Source organism: Vibrio sp. 1978 (assembly GCF_033344345.1).
Genome location: NZ_JAWPOP010000006.1, coordinates 177354 through 198649, shown reverse-complemented (window position 1 = coordinate 198649; position 21296 = coordinate 177354). Strand labels below are relative to the sequence as shown.

24 protein-coding genes and 1 pseudogene are annotated in these 21296 nt (G+C 41.8%); 10 read left to right on the top strand and 15 right to left on the bottom strand.

Annotated elements, in window-relative coordinates; genetic code table 11:
- Positions 1 to 49: 49 nt before the first annotated feature.
- From rfaD to waaA, 5 genes are all read left to right on the top strand, one after another.
- Entirely contained in the window at positions 50 to 991 is a 942-nt protein-coding gene (gene rfaD, locus R8N49_RS08730; protein WP_258489610.1) for an ADP-glyceromanno-heptose 6-epimerase, read from the top strand.
- 126 nt (positions 992 to 1117) lie between these two features.
- Entirely contained in the window at positions 1118 to 2104 is a 987-nt protein-coding gene (lpxM, locus tag R8N49_RS08725; RefSeq protein WP_258489608.1) for a lauroyl-Kdo(2)-lipid IV(A) myristoyltransferase, read from the top strand.
- Complete coding sequence (locus tag R8N49_RS08720) at positions 2101 to 2823, top strand: glycosyltransferase family 25 protein (protein ID WP_140367244.1); 723 nt, start codon at positions 2101 to 2103, stop codon at positions 2821 to 2823. Before lpxM ends, R8N49_RS08720 begins: the two co-directional genes overlap by 4 nt.
- The gene (gene waaF / locus R8N49_RS08715) at positions 2820 to 3875 is read left to right on the top strand and encodes a lipopolysaccharide heptosyltransferase II (protein ID WP_140367245.1); all 1056 of its coding nucleotides are present in this window, start codon (positions 2820 to 2822) and stop codon (positions 3873 to 3875) included. Before R8N49_RS08720 ends, waaF begins: the two co-directional genes overlap by 4 nt.
- Positions 3869 to 5137 carry a lipid IV(A) 3-deoxy-D-manno-octulosonic acid transferase gene (gene waaA, locus R8N49_RS08710; protein ID WP_213913740.1) on the top strand — a complete coding sequence of 423 codons (1269 nt, stop codon included), beginning with the start codon at positions 3869 to 3871 and terminating at the stop codon, positions 5135 to 5137. The genes waaF and waaA overlap by 7 nt, the downstream gene beginning before the upstream one ends.
- Positions 5138 to 5166: 29 nt before the next feature.
- Here the strand turns inward: waaA and R8N49_RS08705 are convergent, their stop codons facing one another.
- The 13 genes and pseudogenes from R8N49_RS08705 to R8N49_RS08645 all read right to left on the bottom strand — a co-directional run bounded on the left by R8N49_RS08705 (position 5167) and on the right by R8N49_RS08645 (position 15446).
- Entirely contained in the window at positions 5167 to 6027 is an 861-nt protein-coding gene (locus R8N49_RS08705; protein WP_140367247.1) for a glycosyltransferase family 2 protein, read from the bottom strand.
- 80 nt (positions 6028 to 6107) lie between these two features.
- The gene (locus R8N49_RS08700; RefSeq protein ID WP_180944539.1) at positions 6108 to 6734 is read right to left on the bottom strand and encodes an acetyltransferase; all 627 of its coding nucleotides are present in this window, start codon (positions 6732 to 6734) and stop codon (positions 6108 to 6110) included.
- Positions 6735 to 6736: 2 nt separating this feature from the next.
- Entirely contained in the window at positions 6737 to 7306 is a 570-nt protein-coding gene (locus tag R8N49_RS08695; RefSeq protein WP_180944540.1) for a GNAT family N-acetyltransferase, read from the bottom strand.
- Positions 7303 to 8043: an SDR family NAD(P)-dependent oxidoreductase gene (locus tag R8N49_RS08690; protein WP_140367250.1), complete on the bottom strand. Its 741-nt coding sequence runs from the start codon at positions 8041 to 8043 to the stop codon at positions 7303 to 7305. Before R8N49_RS08690 ends, R8N49_RS08695 begins: the two co-directional genes overlap by 4 nt.
- Positions 8036 to 8254 (bottom strand): acyl carrier protein, encoded by a 219-nt coding sequence (locus R8N49_RS08685; RefSeq protein WP_140367251.1) that lies wholly within the window; start codon positions 8252 to 8254, stop codon positions 8036 to 8038. The genes R8N49_RS08690 and R8N49_RS08685 overlap by 8 nt, the downstream gene beginning before the upstream one ends.
- Positions 8255 to 9322: a 3-oxoacyl-[acyl-carrier-protein] synthase III C-terminal domain-containing protein gene (locus R8N49_RS08680; protein ID WP_140367252.1), complete on the bottom strand. Its 1068-nt coding sequence runs from the start codon at positions 9320 to 9322 to the stop codon at positions 8255 to 8257.
- A 3-nt stretch (positions 9323 to 9325) separates the two neighbouring features.
- The gene (locus R8N49_RS08675; RefSeq protein ID WP_140367253.1) at positions 9326 to 9553 is read right to left on the bottom strand and encodes a phosphopantetheine-binding protein; all 228 of its coding nucleotides are present in this window, start codon (positions 9551 to 9553) and stop codon (positions 9326 to 9328) included.
- Between the two features lie 4 nt (positions 9554 to 9557).
- Complete coding sequence (locus R8N49_RS08670) at positions 9558 to 11093, bottom strand: amino acid adenylation domain-containing protein (protein ID WP_180944541.1); 1536 nt, start codon at positions 11091 to 11093, stop codon at positions 9558 to 9560.
- Between the two features lie 27 nt (positions 11094 to 11120).
- Positions 11121 to 12206 (bottom strand): DegT/DnrJ/EryC1/StrS family aminotransferase, encoded by a 1086-nt coding sequence (locus R8N49_RS08665; RefSeq protein WP_219624991.1) that lies wholly within the window; start codon positions 12204 to 12206, stop codon positions 11121 to 11123.
- A 30-nt stretch (positions 12207 to 12236) separates the two neighbouring features.
- Positions 12237 to 13109, bottom strand: coding sequence for a glucose-1-phosphate thymidylyltransferase RfbA (gene rfbA, locus R8N49_RS08660; protein WP_140367255.1), 873 nt, complete (start codon positions 13107 to 13109; stop codon positions 12237 to 12239).
- Positions 13109 to 14172: pseudogene (gene rfbB, locus R8N49_RS08655) on the bottom strand (dTDP-glucose 4,6-dehydratase). The gene rfbA and the pseudogene rfbB overlap by 1 nt, the downstream one beginning before the upstream one ends.
- A 144-nt stretch (positions 14173 to 14316) precedes the next feature.
- Positions 14317 to 15027 carry a 3-deoxy-D-manno-octulosonic acid kinase gene (locus tag R8N49_RS08650; protein ID WP_017820713.1) on the bottom strand — a complete coding sequence of 237 codons (711 nt, stop codon included), beginning with the start codon at positions 15025 to 15027 and terminating at the stop codon, positions 14317 to 14319.
- Between the two features lie 11 nt (positions 15028 to 15038).
- On the bottom strand, positions 15039 to 15446 hold the full coding sequence (locus R8N49_RS08645; protein ID WP_005395798.1) for a diacylglycerol kinase: 408 nt from the start codon (positions 15444 to 15446) through the stop codon (positions 15039 to 15041).
- Positions 15447 to 15553: 107 nt separating this feature from the next.
- Between R8N49_RS08645 and R8N49_RS08640 the strand changes: the two genes are divergently transcribed.
- The 5 genes from R8N49_RS08640 to R8N49_RS08620 are packed head-to-tail and all read left to right on the top strand — an operon-like array spanning position 15554 to position 19856.
- Positions 15554 to 16609: a glycosyltransferase family 9 protein gene (locus R8N49_RS08640; RefSeq protein WP_017820712.1), complete on the top strand. Its 1056-nt coding sequence runs from the start codon at positions 15554 to 15556 to the stop codon at positions 16607 to 16609.
- A 35-nt stretch (positions 16610 to 16644) separates the two neighbouring features.
- Entirely contained in the window at positions 16645 to 17427 is a 783-nt protein-coding gene (locus R8N49_RS08635) for a glycosyltransferase family 2 protein (protein WP_258489595.1), read from the top strand.
- Position 17428: 1 nt separating this feature from the next.
- On the top strand, positions 17429 to 18460 hold the full coding sequence (locus R8N49_RS08630) for a glycosyltransferase family 4 protein (protein ID WP_140367260.1): 1032 nt from the start codon (positions 17429 to 17431) through the stop codon (positions 18458 to 18460).
- A complete protein-coding gene (coaD, locus tag R8N49_RS08625; protein WP_074191918.1) occupies positions 18457 to 18936 on the top strand; it encodes a pantetheine-phosphate adenylyltransferase in 480 nt (159 codons plus the stop codon). The genes R8N49_RS08630 and coaD overlap by 4 nt, the downstream gene beginning before the upstream one ends.
- Positions 18933 to 19856 (top strand): glycosyl transferase family 90, encoded by a 924-nt coding sequence (locus R8N49_RS08620; protein ID WP_140367261.1) that lies wholly within the window; start codon positions 18933 to 18935, stop codon positions 19854 to 19856. The genes coaD and R8N49_RS08620 overlap by 4 nt, the downstream gene beginning before the upstream one ends.
- 18 nt (positions 19857 to 19874) lie before the next feature.
- On the opposite strand, the gene mutM is transcribed toward R8N49_RS08620, so the two are convergent.
- Positions 19875 to 20684, bottom strand: coding sequence for a bifunctional DNA-formamidopyrimidine glycosylase/DNA-(apurinic or apyrimidinic site) lyase (gene mutM, locus R8N49_RS08615; protein WP_258489593.1), 810 nt, complete (start codon positions 20682 to 20684; stop codon positions 19875 to 19877).
- Between the two features lie 102 nt (positions 20685 to 20786).
- Positions 20787 to 21263, bottom strand: a complete 477-nt coding sequence (locus tag R8N49_RS08610; protein ID WP_031777180.1) for a hypothetical protein — start codon at positions 21261 to 21263, stop codon at positions 20787 to 20789.
- Positions 21264 to 21296: the final 33 nt, after the last annotated feature.

The window sequence follows — 21296 nt, the reverse complement described above, 5'->3', positions numbered from 1 at the left end:
GTTTCTTGCTAGAATTCCTGAGAAAATTTTAATCTATGGTGGAAGTTCTATGATCATCGTAACTGGTGGCGCTGGCATGATCGGCAGCAACATTGTTAAAGCACTAAACGAAGCTGGTATTAACGATATCCTGGTTGTCGACAACCTAAAAAATGGCAAAAAGTTTAAGAACTTAGTTGATCTGGACATCACAGATTACATGGATCGTGACGACTTTCTGACCCAAATTATGGCGGGCGATGATTTTGGTCCGATTGAGGCAATTTTCCATGAAGGTGCTTGTTCTGCAACGACTGAGTGGGACGGCAAGTACATGATGCTAAACAACTACGAGTACTCTAAAGAGCTGCTTCATTACTGTTTAGATCGCGAGATTCCATTCCTATACGCCTCTTCCGCAGCCACTTACGGCGATACCGATACTTTCGTTGAAGAACGCGAATACGAAGGCGCACTGAATGTATACGGTTACTCGAAACAGCAGTTTGATAACTACGTTCGTCGCCTATGGCAAGACGCTGAAGAACATGGTGAGACCCTTTCTCAAATCACCGGCTTCCGCTACTTCAACGTATATGGCCCACGTGAAGACCACAAAGGTAGCATGGCATCAGTTGCGTTCCACCTAAACAACCAACTTAACGCAGGTGAAAATCCTAAATTGTTCGCGGGCAGCGAATCATTTAAACGAGACTTCGTTTACGTTGGTGATGTATGCAAAGTAAACCTGTGGTTCTTAGAAAATGGTGTGTCAGGCATTTTTAACTGCGGTACTGGCCGTGCTGAATCTTTTGAAGAAGTAGCAAAAGCAGTTATCAAGCATCATGGCAGCGGTCAAATTGAGACCATCCCATTCCCTGAGCACCTAAAAGGCGCTTACCAAGAATTCACACAAGCGGATCTAACCAAACTGCGCACCGCAGGCTGTGATGTTGAATTCAAGACAGTTGCAGAAGGCGTTGCCGAATACTTGACTATCCAAAACAGTTAAGCACCACAAGGTGGCAGAACCATAACCTGCCACCTTTACTCAAGTGCAATAGCCTGTATCATTCCTTAATATCTTTTTCTCATTTAAACCACTTCGCCAGTACACGAATAGGTAACTAGACACGCCATGACCATAAAACGTGATGACTTCGACCATAAAGCATATAACCCTGAGTTTAAGCGCCACTTCCTGTCGCCTAAGTACTGGGGCACGTGGTTAGGTGTTCTCTTATTTTTACCTTTATCATTAATGCCACTGGGTTTACAAAAGTGGTTAGCGAAAACCATAGCCAAAAAACTGTCGAAATCCCACAAAGGGCCAGCTCACCGAGCGAGGGTTAACTTTGAGCTGTGTTTTCCAGAAAAGTCGTTCCAAGAACGTGAAGCTTTAATAGAAAAAACACTCTACACAGCAGCCATGTTCTTTTTTCGCTTCGGGTTACTAAGTTTACGCTCACCAAAGTGGCTTCAGAACCGTTGCCAAATTCGCGGCCTAGACATTTTACGACAGCACATTGATAACAACGAAAATGTGATTTTAATGGTTCCCCACTCTTGGGCTATTGATGTGCCTGCTATCTTGCTCGCTTCAATGGGAATGCCAGTTTCTGCAATGGCGAAAAAGCAAAAGAATGATGTTGCCGACTGGCTGATGCACAAGCAAAGAGTTCAATACGGTGGCCGTGTTTATGAACGCTCAGGTGGCATTAAGCCTTTTCTGAAATCCATTCGAGATGGCTATGTAGGGTATTATCTACCCGATCAAGATCACGGCCCAGAGCATAGTGTGTTTGTCGATTTTTTTGCCACACGTAAAGCAACGCTACCTGGTTTAGGCAAAATTGCAAAACTATCACGCTCAAAAGTATTGCCTCTATTTGCGTCGATGAACACAGAAGACGGTACGTTTGATATTGAGATTTTACCGGCGTTTGAGCTGGATAAAGGCGAAGAGCAAGACGCTCGTACCTGTAATGAAGCCATTGAATATTTTGTCGGTGATAAACCCGAACAATATATGTGGGTACTACAGTTGCTGCACTCTCAAGAAGACGGCAATAACTATTACAATTTGTTTAAACCAAGATATAACAGCGACTGGAAAGTACAGTGAAAGTATTTGTCGTAAGCTTGGCTCGATCGCTAGATCGCCGAGAACGTATTGAAGAAAAGTTAAAACAACAAGGCATTACGTTTGAATTTTTTGATGCAGTAGATGGCTCTGTTGACCGTTTTCTTCATTCAGAAAAAAGTCGTCCAACCATTACTCTCCGCCGCAAAGGGTATCAATTAAAAACCAGTGAAGTCGCCTGTTTTGCAAGCCATTACGAGTTGTGGGTTCGCTGTGTTGAGCTTGATGAACCGATCGTCATCTTAGAAGACAACGTCGACCCCGTAGAGGGGCTGCAGCAAGTACTCGAATATACCCTTCCATTGACTTCTAATTATGACTACATCAAGTTGTCTGCCACTCAGAAGCGTGTATTCACCCCAATCGTACCTATTGATGATAATCATATGCTAGGGGGATACTCAGCAGGCACTTGTGGTACCACCGCTTACATCGTCACACCTAAAGCAGCCTCAAAGTTTGTTATGCATGCTCAAAAGTTTATTGAACCAGTCGATGACTACATGGAAAAACCATGGAGACATGGTGTTCAAGTTTACAGCGTGTCTCCAGATCTCTTTACTAGAGCAGAGATTGCTTCGACGATTGGTGGTAAAAGAAAAGATAAATCCAAAATGACTCTTGCGAATAAAATATACGCTGAACTTTTTAGAACTTATGAGTCAATTTTGAAATTCCTATACTGGAAAAACAAAGCATGAAGATTTTAGTCATTGGCCCTGCATGGGTCGGCGATATGGTAATGTCGCAATCGTTATATATCGTATTAAAGCAACGCCATCCAGATAGCCAAATTGACGTTATCGCTCCAGGATGGTGTAAACCGATTCTTGAGCGTATGCCAGAAATCCACCAAGCGATCGAAATGCCTATCGGTCATGGTGAGTTTAACTTATTAGGCCGCAGGGAAATTGGTAAATCATTACGTGAAAAGCAATATGACCACGCCTATATATTGCCTAAGTCAGCGAAATCAGCACTGATCCCATGGTTTGCCAACATTCCTCTTCGTACTGGCTGGAAGGGAGAAATGCGCTATGGTTTATTGAACGACTTACGCCCTAACATGAAGTCTTTTCAGTACATGGTCGAGCGCTATGTAGCGTTAGCTTATCCAAAAGCAGAAATGGTGGATTCTAACTCTCTCTGCGGGCTTGAAACCTTACCTCGCCCTCGCCTTGCAATCAACGCGGCAGAGCAACAAGCCACGATCAAAAAGTTCAACTTAGCCCAAGGCCAACCAATTATCGGACTGTGCCCAGGAGCAGAGTTTGGTCCCGCAAAAAAATGGCCCGAAACACACTACGCTGAAGTTGCGACACAAATGGCTCGATCTGGGCATCAAATCTGGTTGTTTGGTTCTCAAAAAGACTTAGAGACTTGTAACAATATTCGCGCACTTGTTCCGACACAATTCCATGAGCACATTCATGTTCTAGCAGGCCAAACTAGCTTAATTGAAGCAGTCGATCTGCTTGCTGCATGCAAGACTGTTGTCGCGAATGACTCAGGCTTAATGCATGTGGCAGCTGCGGTTGGTTGCAATGTTGTTGCCGTGTATGGCTCAACTTCACCGAAGTACACCCCCCCACTCGCAGAAAAAGTGGAGATTGTTCATACCGATATTGATTGTCGCCCTTGTTTCCAGCGTGAATGTCAATACAAACACCTTAAGTGCTTGACAGAACTTTCGCCTAAGCAAGTGCTAGATAGCATCCAAAAACTTGACGCCATTACGATAAGCTCATGTTAGTTCGTATTGTTTATACCTTACTACTCGCTCTAGCGTCACCGCTGCTTTTATTTGGTTTGTACAAGAGCAAACCAAATAAGCCTAAGTTCGGCTCTCGCTGGAAAGAGCACTTTGGTATCACTCCCAAGCTAAAAAGCAACGACAAACCTATTTGGATACATGCCGTATCTGTTGGTGAAAGCATAGCAGCAACACCTTTAATTAAAGCCCTTAAGGAACAAAACCCCGAACAATCTATTCTAGTTACTACAACAACAAGTACCGGAGCTGAACAGATTGCTAAGTTGGGTGATTTAATTGAACACCGCTATATGCCAATTGACTTTGGGTTTGCTATCAAAGGCTTTCTTAAAGCAGTGCAACCAAAACAGATGTTGATCATTGAGACTGAGCTGTGGCCAAACACGCTTCACAATGTTCACAAAGCGGGTATCCCTATAACTGTCGTGAATGCGCGCCTATCTGAAAAATCGTGTCAGAACTACGCCAAAATACAGCGGCTTTTTAACCAGATTCATCCATGCCTAACTCAAGTACTCTGCCAAACGGATTCAGATGCAGAGCGCTTCGAACGCTTAGGCGTTGAGAAAAAGAAACTATCCGTTACTGGCTCGATTAAGTTCGATATTCAAATATCAGAGCAAGTGAAACAGCAAGGACAGCAGCTTCGAGCCCAGCTTGGAAAGGATCGTCCAATTTGGATTGCAGCTAGCACCCACAAAGGCGAGGACGAACAGGTATTAGATGCACATAGACAAGTTTTAAAATCTCATCCAAATGCATTACTTATTTTGGTTCCTCGCCATCCGGAACGATTTGATGATGTATTCACGCTTTGCCAACAGCAAGGATTTAAAACTGTGCGTCGTACTTCAACGCATGCAGTAGAGACGAATACTCAAGTATATCTCGGCGATACAATGGGTGAGATGCTAACGTTGATTGGCGCAGCGGACATCTGCTTTATGGGTGGAAGCCTAATTGGAGATAAGGTTGGTGGGCACAATGTATTGGAGCCTGCTGCTTTGGGCGTCCCTATTATCAATGGTCCAAGCTTCTTTAACTTCAAAGAAATCGTACATGAAATGAAGCAGAACAACCTCATCAAAATTGTGAAAAATGAGGATGAACTGGCAAGAGCTATCGTAGCTCTAATTAAAGACGTCGCAGCTCATGAGCGCATCACGTCAGAGCTTGCTCATTTTATGTTAGCAAACTCAGGCTCCTTACAACGTACCACCACAGCCACCTCTTCTATCTAAAAAAGCCGAGTATTAACTCGGCTGTTTTTTTAAACTTTAGCTGTAAGCCAACGCTTTATTTTCTTTCGGTAATATTTTTTCGACTTTTTCAAATATATAACTAAAAAGCACTTCCAGTACTTATAATTGTAAATCTTGTTCAAACCCAAAATACGGATTTTATAATACGTAAACTCTCGCTCTTCTGCCGCTGGGTCTTGTGCTTGTTGTAAACTCCAAGAGCCTTCATGCATACTACGATAAACTGACATTATTTCAGGGAGATACCAAGCTCCGTGCTCGATACTATTGATAATTTGCAATACAGAGTGCTCGCCATAAAGCTTGAAAAAGTCTTCATGTTGATAAATTAGGTCAAAAAACGGCTCTTTTCTAATAAACATCGATGCCATAGGCATAGTGTCTCCGCCCTTCTTAATGACATACTGATAAGATATTTTCTTTTCTAAATCGCCTTGGTATCCGTATTTCTTGTCAACCAAATCACCCTTCAGCAAAGTCAAAGAAGGATGAAAACAAACATTAATATCCTTGTGGTATTCCAATGCTTTAAGCTGTTTTTGAAGCTTGTTGTCATCAACCCAATAATCATCACCTTCACAAAAAGCTATATACTCCCCATCAACATGAGGTAACATGTTAAAAAGTACAGCAGATGATCCTTTAGAGTATATATTTTCCTCTGGATAAATTCTCTTTACTTGGCATTTACCAGAATACTCATTAAAAACCTTATCGATAACTTTTCGACTATTGTCAGAGGAGCAATCATCATGTATGAGCAACTCGTATTCAAAGTCTACCGTCTGATTAAGTATAGATAAAAGTGTCTGCTCTATATATTTCTCGTGATTATAGCAGGTACAAATGACTGAGACTTTAGTGGACATTTTTTCCTCTGTCTTCTAATTTATCGGTTAAGTAGAGTTATTTCTTCAGCTATATTTCTAGGGATAATATTCATTAATAACTAACTAATTTTTCTTGCCGGATTTCCAAATACAGTAGTATTTGGCTTGACATTCCTTATAACGACACTCCCTATGCCAACTGAAGCATAATCACCTACCTTTATATTAGGATGTAATATTGCACCTGAGCCGATAGTAACGTAATCACCAATAAAAACATGTCCATTTATAGCAGCGTTTCCTAATACTGTAACATAATCACCGACAACACAGTCATGACCAATACCATTGCTACAGTTAACAATAGTGTACTTTCCTATTTTTACATCTGAAGATATAGTACAGCGAGGGTTAATAATACTCCCCTCACCTATGACAACATTCTGTCCAATAAGTGCATTATTGCTCACGAAGGATTTCGGTGTACCACCATGCATCAATGCTTGTTCAATAACTTTCTTCCTTGGTAAGGAGGTTCCAACACAAACTAAAAACTCAAAACCTTTTTCTTCAGCAATCGAATCTAATACTTTTACTGGTACACCATCATAAGACTCGATTGAACTGTAATTAGAGTCGGTCACTAAAAAACCTCGAAGCTCCTCTAACATAGGCGACTGCTCAGCGACTAACCATCCATAAACTTCCTTAGCTAATCCACCCGCACCCAGAATATATAAGCTCACAATCAACCTCTAGTCATTAAAATATAGTCGGATCCACTACTGATCATATTAAAGCCATTATTTTGATAAAACAGTATCGCGTGCTCGTTTTCTTTATTTACGTGAAGAGAACAAGGGGTATTCCCTGAACTGGCTCGCTCAATAAACCTATTTAGTAGCGCAGTTCCTATCCCAACATTAGTTTTAAAAGCATGAATTTTATTTAGGTACAAACCAGATGTCTCAAGCGGTGCAACTCTTTTAGAAAACTCCGTGGCTAAAGATATAATCTTTTTCTTCTCAATAGCTGACTTATTGTCTAGGAGTATCTTCAAGGAAGTCGCAGAGCGAAATTTTTTCTCTTTCGCGGGGAAGTAGCAAGAGTATCCAACGAACTCGCCATGATAAAATGCAGCATCTCCAACACATAGATCCGTTCCGCTCGTTATAATCAATCGATAAACTTTTGCAATACACTCAGATTCATCTTGAGATAGCTGCATATAGAACAAAGGATCAAGTTGGCAAACAGATTTCGCCACGACTTCTATTTCATTATCATTTAACTGCTCAAGTGGCTTAAATTCAATCACAATAAACTCTTTCCACCATCTAGTACAATCTCCTGTCCTGTTAACCATCGCGACTCTTCGCTAATTAAGAAGTTACAAAGAGATGCAACATCTCCTGGCTTCCCTAACCCTAATGGATAGCTTGCCCTTAATTCTGTGAACTTCTCTGATGACATCGTCGACTCTACAAACTCAGCATGCTTTGTCTGAACCCATCCAGGGAGAATACTATTGCAAGTTATACCTCTCGGAGCTAATTCGACCGCTAAAGTGCGCATTAACCCGTTCAGAGCCGCTTTTGATGACGAATACGCAGATAAACCTGGCTCTCCGCTGATCGATGCAATAGAGGATATAAAGAGTATTGAGCTTCCATCGTGAGAAAATTGTGACTTAGCAAAACAATGTGCAAACATAGCTTGTGAGACGAAGTTTAGCTGCATCATCTCCTTAAAATCCTGCTCTTTTGTAACTCGAAATGGCTTTATCTTATGGAAACCAGCACAGCCAATAAAACCGCTGAGTTTCGCACCTATGTCATTAACAATAGTTTTAAACAAATCCTTTACATCTGACAACTCGTTGTTGTCAAAGAGGTAATAACGTATATTAGGGTTATCTAACTCATCGATAGCTTTTTTTAGCGATTCGATATTCCTTCCTATTAAAATTGGAACACAGTCACTTTCAATTAACCGCTTCGCAACAGATTTTCCAATGTCGGACGTAGCCCCTGTAATTAAGATATACTTAGCCATTTAAAACTAACTTATGTAAATCAGTAAAAGTTTTTGCATTTTTTAACTGTTCGTGTGATACATTTACATCATATTCATCTTGAGCCATTGCAATAAACGATAGCTGAGCTAATGAGTCCCACGACTCCATTTCTGAGAACTCAGAATCCATATCCAATTCTTCCATCTCAATGTCTAATATCTCAATCAAGTGTTCTTTAAACTGCTCCATTTATAACTCCAATTCTATTATTTTACATACGGATAATTCACTCAAATCACAAATAGCGGCTCCCCAACTCAGACCAACTCCAAAACCTGCCAAGATAGCTCGTTTGCCAACAAAAGTGTGCGCACCTTGCCAAGCTTCAGCTATAGACAGAGGGATCGTTGCTGATGATGAATTACCATATTTTTTGATAACTTCAGAAGGCAATTGGTTCGAATCAAGTTGCAGTCCAGTTCTGAATCGCTGAAGAATAAACTCATTTGCTTGATGCAGAAAAAAATAATCTACTGGATTTTCAGTCGCATGATCCGAAGTAAATCGTTTAAGGAAAGATAGTGCTTTCGTTTGAGTGAATGTGAATACGTCTCGACCTTGCATAACTAAATGCTCCAAAGAACGTAAGTTCCCCTCTTCATCCTCTTCCAAAGTTGAACTTCCTTCTTGGTAAGGTATCGCCAGACCACCTACTGGGATGTTCAAAGCCATAGCACCTTGGCCGTCATGATGTATCTCTAGAGGTGCTCTATCAACAGTATCTTTATATTCTACAAGAGTCACAACTATAGCATCACCAACAAGGGGATAAGAGTTTCTATCTTTCTTTGAAACTTTTAGACTCAGTACATCGCCAGTAATCAGTAATATCTTCTTGGCATCACTATTACGGATGATACTAGAGGATTCGAATAAACCTCGAATATAACCATTACATCCATCATTAATATCAATGCAATAGCAATCTTCATTGAAGTCAAACATGCCATGTATTATCGAAGAGGTTGATGGAATCAAGTAGTCAGGTGTCTGAGTTACAACAACTATTGCATCTATATCATCGTACGAAACACCTAGTACTTTCGGTAAGTTTTCAAGTAACGGCTTTACCATCTCACTAAAACAAATTGGTTTAGAAACTACGCGATGCTGCTCATAACCCATCAACTTTTTCAGTTTCTTAGAGCTCTGTTCTGTATGAGAGTAATTTTCGATCTCGTCATCGAAATAAGAAATATGCTTGGGTACCGCGGCAAGTATTCCCTTTAATGCTATATTACCAATATTACTTTTCATAAGTTAACCCTGAATCGTTTTAAGATACTCACCAATAACATGCGGCGAAACAAAATTCTCAGGAACCAAACCTTCACCAGGGATTGAAATAGCTAGCTGAGCTTCGATCTCACTTACTAGGACTAACAAATCAAAAGAGTCCAACAGACCTGACTCAAAAAGTTCAGTATCTTTAGTAAACTCGTGTTCTGGTTTCATTGTGGTTAGGATTGCTATAATTTTTTCATACATACTACTATTTAACCTTTACAAATTCTTGTAGCGCTTTCTCTGAAAAAGCTTTTCTATTTAACTTACCATTTGGCGTAAAAAGCATTTCTTGTACAAAGCCAACCTTGCTTGGAATCATGTACTTTGGTAAACGTTTCGCCAGTGCAACTTTAAGCTCAACTTCACTCATCGAACTACTGCATTGAACAAAAGAATAAAGCACTTTATCTTCTGATAAATAACCAACAACACACTGTTCGACAGCATCTAGATCCATGATCTGAGACTCAATTTCGCCAAGTTCTATACGATAGCCATTGTGCTTAATCTGGAAGTCTTTTCTACCAATATAATAAATTAAACCATCAACAAGTCTAACCAAGTCTCCGGTACGATAGATCATATCAATATATTTATCTTGAAGTGGGTTTTGACAAAATACTTCTTCTGTTTTTTCTGAGTTAGCCCAATACCCAAGCGCTAAGCTAGAGCCTCGAACGCACAATTCACCTTCATCATTACGCTGGTCGTTTTCATCTAGGATTAAAATTCCTGAGTTATGGCAAGGGATTCCTATAGGTAAGCTATCCCCATCCCAGTCTGACGGCACATCATAGTAGGTGCAATCAACGGTAATTTCTGTTGGTCCGTACAAGTTAGAGTAATGAGCATTAGGATGCTTATCTAACCAGTACTTAATCGTCTTCGCTGGCATTACTTCTCCAGCAAACAATACATTCTTCAAGCATGGCAATTGAAACTGATCAAGTAACTTAAGGTTCGCAATATTTACAAGCAATGAAGGAACCCAGAAGATCGTTGTTATTGCTTTTTCTTTCAGGTATTCAAGTGTTTTCTGAGGAAAAATAAACACGCTTTCAGGAATAACATGCAATTCTGCCGCATTAGACAACGCCAAATAGATGTCTAAAGTCGAGTTATCAAAGAATAGTGGAGCTTGACTACCAATAATATCAGCCTTGCTCACTTCATAGGCTGAATTAGCCCAATCTATATAATCAATAACACTAGAATGGCAAATAGTGACACCTTTTGGTGTGCCTGTAGAGCCTGAAGTAAAAATTATATAGCATGGATCTTTATCAATAACGGTTTGATTAAACTTTTCGATATCAGCCCAAATATCTTGCATAGGTAGCTTAGATGCTGGTATTTCATCGATATTAATAGTTGAAATTGGACTATCTAATTCTAATGAACTTAATAAATTTCGTGAAGTTTCATCATAAAGAACAAGACAATCTTGAAGGTTAGATAAGATCTTTAATAGTCGTTCTTTAGGTGAGTTAATGTCTACCGGACAGTAAACACCTCCAGCCATTGTCGCAGAAAAGATCATGGAGAGTGCATTGACAGATTTTTTCGCAAACACAACTATCGGCTTGTTTAAACTTCCCAGCTGTCTTAGTTGCAATGAGATAGCATATGACTTTGCCGTGCTTTCTGCATAAGTCAAAGAGTGGCTCGAATCCGAAACACAAATATTTTCTGGGTGTTTCATTGACGATGCTTGTAGATATTTCAGAATGCTGTTTCTCATCTTAGACTCTCTTTTTGCAACCATTCATTATTTTTTAAGTATTTGTTTTATCTTGTTTATCATTGATTCACACAAATCAAAATATATAGGCAAGCATAAGATCCTTTTACTAATCGAGCGACTAACTTCACATGGAGTTCCTTCATGACCATAACTGTCAACAAGATCTAAACTTGGATAAAAGTACCTTCTTGGAAAGATGTTATTCGCTTCCAAGTTAGCCTTAGCTCTAAGTAATGACTGCTCCGAGTCAAACACGATTGGTACGTACGCACCATTAGGCTTTGAGCTATCCGCCCAATATTGCATTTGTAAAACATCAGAAAGGTGAGTTTGATAACTTTTCCATAAACCTCTTCGCTTGGTCATGATACTTTCTATATCATCTAGAACGCAGTGACCCATAGCGGCTTCAAACTCATTCATCTTGGCATTGGTTCCAACACCTTCTATTGAATCCGGTCCCGTTATTCCAAAGTTAATCATAGAGCGTACTTTAGCTGCTAGTTCATCACATTGTGTAATCACAGCTCCACCCTCTATCGTGTGGAATAACTTTGTGGCATGGAAACTTAATGTACTTATATCACCGTACGTTAATACACTTTCTTTATTTAGATCCACACCAAAAGCATGAGCGGCATCATAGATAACTTTTAAACCGTGCTTGTTTGCTATAGCTTGAATCTCATTGACTTTACATGGGTTACCAAACACGTGCACCGGTACTATTGCAGACGTTTTTTCTGTAATAAGATCTTCAATTAAATCAGGATTGATATTAAAGGTATCACTTTCAATATCACAAAAAATAGGAGTTAAATTTTCCCAATTAAGCGTGCTTGTGGTCGCGGCGAAAGAGAAAGGTGTTGTGACCACCTCTCCAGCTAGATTTAGTGCTTTGTAAGCCACTTGAAGTGCCAATGAGCCATTTGCAACCAATATAACATGCTTAACCCCAAGATACTCAGCTAGTCGAGATTCTAAATCCTTAACGAGAGGACCACTATTGGTCAACCAACCGCTCTCGTACACACGATCAACATATTGTTTATACTTATCTTTTGACGGTAGATATGGTTTTGTTACAGGAACAATTTCATTGCTCATCATTTAATATCTCATTGCAACTAACGAGTAGTGCTAGTTTTGTTCGGTGACTAACTCGGAAAGGTAACGTCCGTAATCATTTTTTTGCATCGGTTTTGCAATGAATAGTAGCTGGTCCCTTGTTAACCACCCATTGCGCCATGCAATCTCTTCTAAACAGGCAACTTTAAGACCTTGAACATTTTCAATGGTTTGAACAAACGAAGAAGCTTCATGTAGGCTTTCATGCGTTCCAGTATCTAACCAAGCAAAACCGCGCCCTAGTAATTGAACATTCAGGTCACCTTGCTCAAGGTACATTTGGTTTAGCGTCGAAATCTCTAATTCACCACGAGCTGAAGGTTTGACTTTTTTTGCCAATTCGACGACTCGGTTATCATAAAAATACAGCCCAGTGACAGCATAATTGGATTTAGGCTTTACTGGTTTTTCTTCAATCGAAATCGCCTGCATATTGGCATCAAATTCTACAACGCCAAATCTCTCAGGATCTTTAACCTGATAACCGAATACCGTCGCACCACGGGTCTTCATCGCGGCTTGCTGAAGGATAGGTGTGAACCCTTGCCCATAAAAGATGTTGTCACCTAGCACCAAACATACTGAGTCATCGCCAATGAAGTCTTCACCAATGATGAAGGCTTGAGCTAAGCCATCTGGGCTTGGTTGAATCGCGTATTGCAACTCAATGCCAAACTCTGAGCCATCCCCTAACAAGCGCTGAAATCCTTCTTGGTCTTCTGGCGTGGTGATGATCAAGATTTCACGAATGCCAGCAAGCATGAGTACCGACAACGGGTAGTAAATCATTGGTTTGTCATAAACCGGCAGTAACTGCTTAGAGACACCGCGTGTAATAGGGTAAAGGCGAGTGCCCGAGCCACCTGCCAAAATAATGCCTTTCATTATTCGCCCGCTCCTAATCGCTCTAAACTGTATGAACCATCAAGCACGCGTTGCCACCATTGCGGGTTGTTTAGGTACCATTCCACGGTTTTACGAATGCCGCTTTCAAAGGTTTCTTCTGGCGTCCAGTTAAGCTCTTGAGCGATCTTGGTGGCATCAATTGCGTAACGTACATCATGACCGGGGCGATCTTTGACATAAGTGATCAAAGATTCATAAGACTCAACACCTGCCGGCTTGTCTGGTCGCAGTCTTCAAGCAAAGCACAAATGGTTTTCACTACTTCGATGTTTGCTTTTTCGTTATGACCACCGATGTTGTAGGTTTCACCGACTTCACCTTCGTTGACCACTTTGTACAGCGCGCGAGCATGGTCTTCCACAAACAGCCAATCCCGGATCTGCATACCATCACCATACACAGGCAACGGCTTGCCATCGAGGGCATTTAAAATCATCAGAGGGATCAACTTCTCTGGGAAGTGGTACGGACCATAGTTGTTGGAGCAATTAGTGATAAGTGTTGGTAAGCCATAAGTCCGTTGCCAAGCGCGAACCAGGTGATCGCTCGAAGCTTTAGATGCAGAATATGGGCTGCTCGGCGCGTATGAGGTGGTTTCGGTGAACAAATCATCCGTTCCCTCTAGATCGCCATACACTTCATCCGTAGAAATATGATGAAAACGGAATACCGATTGGCGCGCTTCATCTAAGCTCGACCAATATTGACGAGCCGCTTCAAGCAAATGGTAAGTGCCCATCACGTTGTTCTCAATAAAAGCAGCAGGACCATCAATAGAGCGATCGACGTGAGACTCGGCGGCCAAATGCATCACCCTATCGGGTTGATGCTCTGAAAACACGCGATCTAGTTCAGCTCGGTCACAGATATCTACTTGCTCAAAGTAGTAACGTTCACTCTCTGAGACATCAACCAGTGATTCTAGATTCCCTGCGTAGGTCAGTTTATCTAAATTGATGACGGTATCTTGGGTGTCACGAATGATATGTCGGACAACAGCTGACCCAATGAAGCCTGCTCCACCGGTTACTAATATTTTCATTACAAATGTTACCTACGTTAATTTTTGTGCCATCAGATACACATGAATACTTTATGATTATTGTAGTTTATAGACTCACTCGAGCATCGTTAGACTCAAGAAGGCTTACTTAGAGCAATCAATATAAAATGATAAAAAACTCAATTAAGATTGAGAAGCATAACCGTCCTGAAAATGTTCAAAATCGGATTCTTGCCAAATAATCTGTCGCTTTAAACGCTCTTTATTAAATGAACGCAGAAGTCTATTTAGATTTTGATGCTTCCAGTCACCAGAAGTTTCAAAACGACACTTATCAAAATCGATAATCCATACCTTATCTTTGTCGTCGATCAAGATATTGTGGATATTCAAATCAGTATGGTTAACGCCAACCTGATGCATCTTGGCAATTTCTTGCCCTATTTTCTGATACATTTCTACCGATAAAGACTGTTCTTGCAAGATACTAACCAGATCTCTGGCGTTTGGGATTCGCTCACTTAATAAATCAGCTTGATAGAAGAGTCCTGACTTTACGGCTCTTGCTGCAATAGGACGAGGAACGTGCACCCCAGCCTCAATTAGCGCCAACAAAAGCTGAAACTCTTGCGCACAACGGGTGTTATCCCAGCCAGAGAACCAATAATGATCGTTAATTAACTTCCCAAACAAACCGCCACGACGGTAATGACGTAGTGCCGCTTGCATGTTCTCTAGTTGGATAAACCATGTCGTGCCTCGCCCCGTCGCACTGCCAACCACCTTGTCGGAGGACTGCCAGTATTCCGCATCAAATATCGGTTGGCTAGGGTCTGTAATGGTCTCGTCATCAAACCAGATCACTTGGTTGTTGTTTTTATACTGTTGAGTCATACGCTCACCCTCTAGCCTAAATACCGGCTGGCTAATATATACAACCAAGTAAATGCAGCAAACGCCAAAGCAACCATAACGGCAGCAGAGCCTATATCTTTAGCTCGACCACTGAGTTCATGCCGTTCAATACCGATACGATCCACTACCGCCTCAATCGCTGAGTTTACAAGCTCTACAATCAAGACTAATACCACGACCCCGATCATTAAGATACGCTCAACCATGCCGACATCCACTAGCCAAGCCAAAATCACAGCAATACTCAAAAGAGCCAACTCTTGTCGAATTGCAGCTTCATGCTTAAAAGCCGCTTTTAATCCTTGGATCGAATAACCCGTCGCTTTAACGATACGCTTTAGCCCGGTGTTACCCGGCTTGCCAGATTCTTGCGATTGATGTGGTGTTGTCTTTGACATTGCAGAACACTTATCAGTACTTAGCTATATTCGAGCCGTGTATTTTACATTTATTGGGGATGTCTGCATAATTTACCTGCCTCTATTCATCGAATCAGACAATAATTATGTTCACTTCTGCCCCATCGTCACTATGCGTCTTGCGTTTGTCCGCTATCGGAGACGTTTGCAATACTATCGCCAGCATTCAAGCTATTCAGAAACACTGGCCTTCGACCCAGATTACTTGGATAACGGGTAAACTTGAAGCCCAGTTATTAGCCGCCATCGATGGTGTAGAAGTGATTGTTTTTGATAAAAAAGCGGGACTTGATGGCTACAAATCACTTTGGCGACAGCTGAAAGGCAGAGAGTTTGATGCGCTATTGCATATGCAGTACGCGATTCGAGCGAGTGTCGCAACGTTGGGCATTAAAGCAAAATACAAACTTGGTTTCTCTTCTGATAGAAGCCAGGACTTTCAAACACTATTTACCAATGTCAAAGTGCCTTCCCCGCAATCTCTGCATGTCGCAGATGGCTTAATGGCCTTTGCCCATCAAATTGGGGTACCAAAGGCAGGACTAGACTGGGTACTTTCTTATTCAGACCACGATCAAGCTTGGGCAGAGTCTCATATTTCTCGTAGTAAACCTAACCTGCTGATTGTGCCTGGTGCGAGCAAAGCTTATAAAAACTGGAACGCGGAAGGTTATGTGGATGTGATTCATCACGCCAGAGCAAAAGGCTGGAACGTGATTCTGGCAGGCAGCCCTGCTCAGGTAGAATTGGATCTGGCAGAGGCCATTCAATCTCGCTTGGAAGAACCGTGTCTAAATTTAGTTGGACAAAGTTCAATTCTGCAAATGCTTGCGTTAATAGATAAGGTTGAAATGGTCATCGCCCCCGATACCGGACCAGCACACATGGCGAATGCAATGAAAACACCAATCATCGGGCTCTATGCACACCATAATCCGCTGCGAGTGGGACCTTACCGTTATCTAAAATACGTTGTCTCAGTGTATGAAGAAACGATCTTTGCGGAAACAGGTAAAAACAGTCACGAGTTAAGCTGGCGAACTCGCGCTAAAGATGAAACGGCAATGAACCGCATTACCAGCACTCAAGTAATGAGCATGTTCGATCAAGTCTTAGAAGATTTGTATCCTCAATACCAGTAAACTTACTGTCTTGATTTGTTAAGAAGGAAATGACCTTGTCCAAACCAACCTTAGCCGTTGCCTTAATTGTAAAAAATGAAGAGAAGCACTTACAAGCTTGTCTAGACACAGTAAAAGATTGGGTCGATGAGATTGTCATCCTAGATTCTGGCAGTACGGATAATACTGAATCCATCGCAAGGCAATACACAGATAAGTTTTACTCTAACTTAGACTGGCAGGGGTTCGGCAAACAGCGCCAACTTGCTCAAACTTATATCGAGTCCGATTTCGTTCTTTGGCTAGATGCTGATGAGCGCGTAACTGGCGAACTGCGTCAAGACATACTGAATGCTATCAGTCAGCACAAAGACAAAAACATCTACCAAGTTAATCGTCTAACCACTGCCTTTGCCAAAGAAATTCGTCACTCTGGCTGGTCTCCTGACTGGGTAGTCCGTTTGTATAAAACTTCACAAACTCAATACAACGATGCATTGGTGCACGAAAGCGTGGTCATTCCAAATGGATTTAACATCGTGTCATTGAACGGGCGTCTCAAGCATTTTACCTACGAAAGGCTAGGTGAATATACCCGCAAGACTCAGTTGTATATGCAGTCTTGGGCTGACCAGAGAGAAGGAAAAAAAACCGCTTCTCTACTTAGTGCATTTACGCACGGTTTTTTTCGATTCTTTAAAATGTATATCATCAAGCGTGGCTTCTTAGATGGACGACACGGATTTTTGCTAGCCGTGTTAAGCGCAAACACCACTTTTACCCGTTATGCCGATCTGTGGCTGCGTGACTACGTGAAAAAACACAATAAAGAGCAATAATATGAATATTTGCCATGTGAATTTGGCTTCTGGCTACCATGGAGGAGAAAACCAAACCCTTCAACTCATCCAGCAACAAGTCAAATTGGGTTATAACCTTACGGTAGTCGCTAACCCTAAAAGCCCTTTTGCCGATGCCATCCGTAAACTGAACGTTAAGCTAGTGCTGGCGACTCACTTTACCAAGGCACACTCTAAAGCTGTAACTCAAAATTGTTCAATCATTCATGTTCATGAAGGACGCGCAATTTATTGGGCTCTCATTCAGCACATGCTTTATGGTAAGCCTTATATCGTCACGCGCCGTATAGATAACCCTCTAAAGAAAAAGTGGCTGGCAAATTTAGCCTACACGAAAGCGAGTGCTGTAGTTGGCTTAAGCACAGCCATAGTTCAGAGAGTCAAAGACGCTTACCCAACGTCTACCACTTACAAAATACCAAGCTCCCCGGTGGTATACTCTGTAGATAAACAAGCAGTTAAAGCCCTAAGAGAGCGCTTTACGGGTAAGTTTTTGGTGATTCATGCCGCAAACATGCTCAAACATAAAGGCTTCAATGTCACTATCGAAGCGGCAAGGCTACTAAAAGACATTGCGCCCTCTGTTCACATCTGTTTATTGGGCGATGGTCCAGAGCGACAAACGCTTGAAGCACAAGCAGAAGGTCTGACTAACATTAGCTTTGAAGGTAAACAGAACAACATGGGTGATTGGTTTGCAGCGGCAGACTTACAAGTACACCCATCGTATACCGAAGGGCTTGGTTCTGTCATTTTGGAAGGTATGGGCTCTGGTTTACCTGTTATTGGTACCAACGCAGGAGGCATTCCTGACATCATCGACCACAACTCAAATGGATTACTGGTTGAGCCAGGTAATTCACAAGAACTGGCAGATGCAATAGTAAAGGTTTCCCAAGATGATGAATTGAAGCAACACTTCATCGCTCAGGGGCAAGAGAAATTGAAATTGTTTGATATCAACTACACTGCTAATCAATACGTAGACATTTACGAGACAGTTTTACGATGAAAAAAGTCATATACCCAGGTACTTTCGATCCAATCACAAATGGTCACCTTGATATCATCACTCGTGCCGCAGACATGTTTGATCAAATTGTTATTGGTGTCGCGGCAAGCCCTTCTAAAAATACGCTTTTTAGCCTAGAAGAACGCGTAAAACTGGTTGAAGAATCAACAGCACATTTAAGTAATGTATCGACAGCCGGTTTTAGTGGTCTACTTGTTGATTTTGCCAGAGAGCAAGAAGCAAACGTATTGGTACGCGGCCTGAGAACAACGGTAGACTTTGAATACGAGTTCGGCCTTACCAGCATGTATCGCAAACTGTTGCCAGGCATGGAAAGCGTGTTCCTTACCCCAGCCGACGAATACGCCTTCCTTTCTTCCACTATTGTTCGTGAAGTTGCCATTCATGGTGGAGATGTGAAGCAATTTGTACCTGAATGTGTTTATATCGCTATCAATACAAAGGTAGCACAATGAGTTTCAGGAAATTTAAGTATTACGCTTCAAATGGTCTGCAAGTCTTAGTACCTAACTCCATTAGAAGTAAATCAGCTCGTCGTCTTATCGATAAATACCCGATGGATTCCTATATCCAAGAGCGAGTAGACTACTACAACAAGGTTAACGAGTCATTTGAACTTCCTGAAAACGAGTCGACACGTGTTGGCGGCTACAAAAAGACAGGCGGTACAACATACTACTTCGACCTACACAAAGTAGTTAAGTCCTTCCCAGCTCAATACTTTTTCCAGTTTTTGAACGGTGATATTCGTTATGTACCAGAATACCCATCCTTTCTTAAAAGTCGACCGATTGGGGAAGACAATCAAAACTCCGTCTTACTAAAGTTAAATGAGATTCGTCACTTCCAGTTTGTTACTGATAAACTGTCATTTAGAAGCAAGAAAAACATGGCGGCTTGGCGTGGTGTTGGATACCAGCCACACCGTAAAAAAGTGATTGAGCAGTTCTATAACCACCCTCAATGTAACATTGGTCAGACACAGCCAGTCAACGGCGATCCTTGGGAAAAAGGATTTATGTCGATTGAAGAACAGCTTAATTACAAGTTTTTGCTCGCCATCGAAGGCAATGATGTTGCGACTAACCTCAAGTGGGCGATGTCTTCAAACTCACTGGTAATAATGTCCAAGCCTAGGTATGAGACTTGGTTTATGGAAGGCCGCTTGCAAGCAGGTGTTCACTATGTAGAGGTGAAAGCCGATTACTCTGATTTGATAGAGAAAATGGAATACTACATCGCTCATCCTGAAGAGGCAGAAGCCATCATCCATAATGCGCACGAATGGGTAGAACAGTTTAAAAACCCTCAGCGAGAAAAATTAATCTCTCTATTAGTGGCAAAGAAGTACTTTGAAAAATCAGGGCAAATGTAATTTGCCCTAATCCATATTTCACTTCTGACACTCACCACAAAAGAAGGTATTACGCTGCCCTATTTTTAGCTCTTGAAGTCGTTCGCCGCATTCTGGGCATGGCTCTCCGGCTTTTCCGTAAACCAATAACTCTTGTGCAAAGTAACCCGGCTTTCCATTGGCTTGCGCAAAATCTTTCAGAGTAGTCCCACCTTGCGTAATGGCAACCTCAAGTGTCATTTTGATATTTTCAACAAGTAACCCCCACTCTTGAGAAGTTAGCTTACCTGCAGGCCTTGAAGGGTGAATTCGAGATTTAAACAACGACTCATTCGCGTAGATATTTCCGACACCAACCACGACTTTGTTGTCCATGATGAACTGCTTGACGGCGACACGCTTATTTTTAGCTTTCTCCGCTACATATTCCGCATTGAACTCTTCAGTTAAAGGCTCAGGCCCCATGTTTGCTAGTACAGCATGTGACTCGCCAGGAGCACACCACAGCCATGCCCCAAAACGACGCGGATCGTTATAACGCAGTATTTTTCCACTGCTTAGTTTGAGATCCACATGATCGTGCTTTGCTGGCGGAAAGTCAGCATCTAGGACACGTAAAGACCCAGACATGCCCAAGTGAACAATGGCTGTACCTGTGTTTGTCTCGATCAGTAAGTATTTCGCACGACGGCTAATCGCACGGATCACCTGCCCTTCCAATTTTTTAAGCTCTGTAGGAATATCCCAGCGCAATTTAGGCGTTCGAAAAGTAAACGACAGGATCGTTTGTCCAACCATGTGGGGGCTAATCCCCATACGGCTCACTTCAACTTCTGGCAACTCAGGCATTAGATTCTCCAATTCACCGGCTAATAGTTCTCGCTGCTAGCATAATCGAAAAGAAAAACGATAAATAGGGAAGCTTATTAGGGGTATAGGCGCAAAAAGGCTCTACTCTGGCATAAGGTAGTTTTCATCGACGGAGATAGCGACCCATTTGTCTTGCCAGGTTTTAAATAGCCAAAAATCAGGTAAACGAAAGAAAGTCACCCGCTGCGGCTCTTCGAGATCCTGATACCAAACTTCTACCGTTTCAGGTACCGTCAGGTTAGGTTTTAAATGATCGTACTGTTCTGAGGTGAGCTCGGTCCCTTCCAATGATTGCCAGCGTGATACAAGTTCACTGATCGGTGCATCAACTTTGATGTTGGATTGCCATCGTCCATCATGCAGTTCAAACTCCCAGCCACTATAGTACAAAGACTCCACCGTATAGTCGGAGCGAAGTACATTTGGGTAAGGGTCTGCTTGGTCTGTTAATAGGTAAGTTTTGATCCACATCGGCGCATTTAAGATCACTATAAACGCGATAATGCCCAGAATAAGAATATTGTTCCATCGGCGGCGACGAGCCGGACTCACACGCATAACCATCTCTACTCTCTTATCGTTATGAGTAAA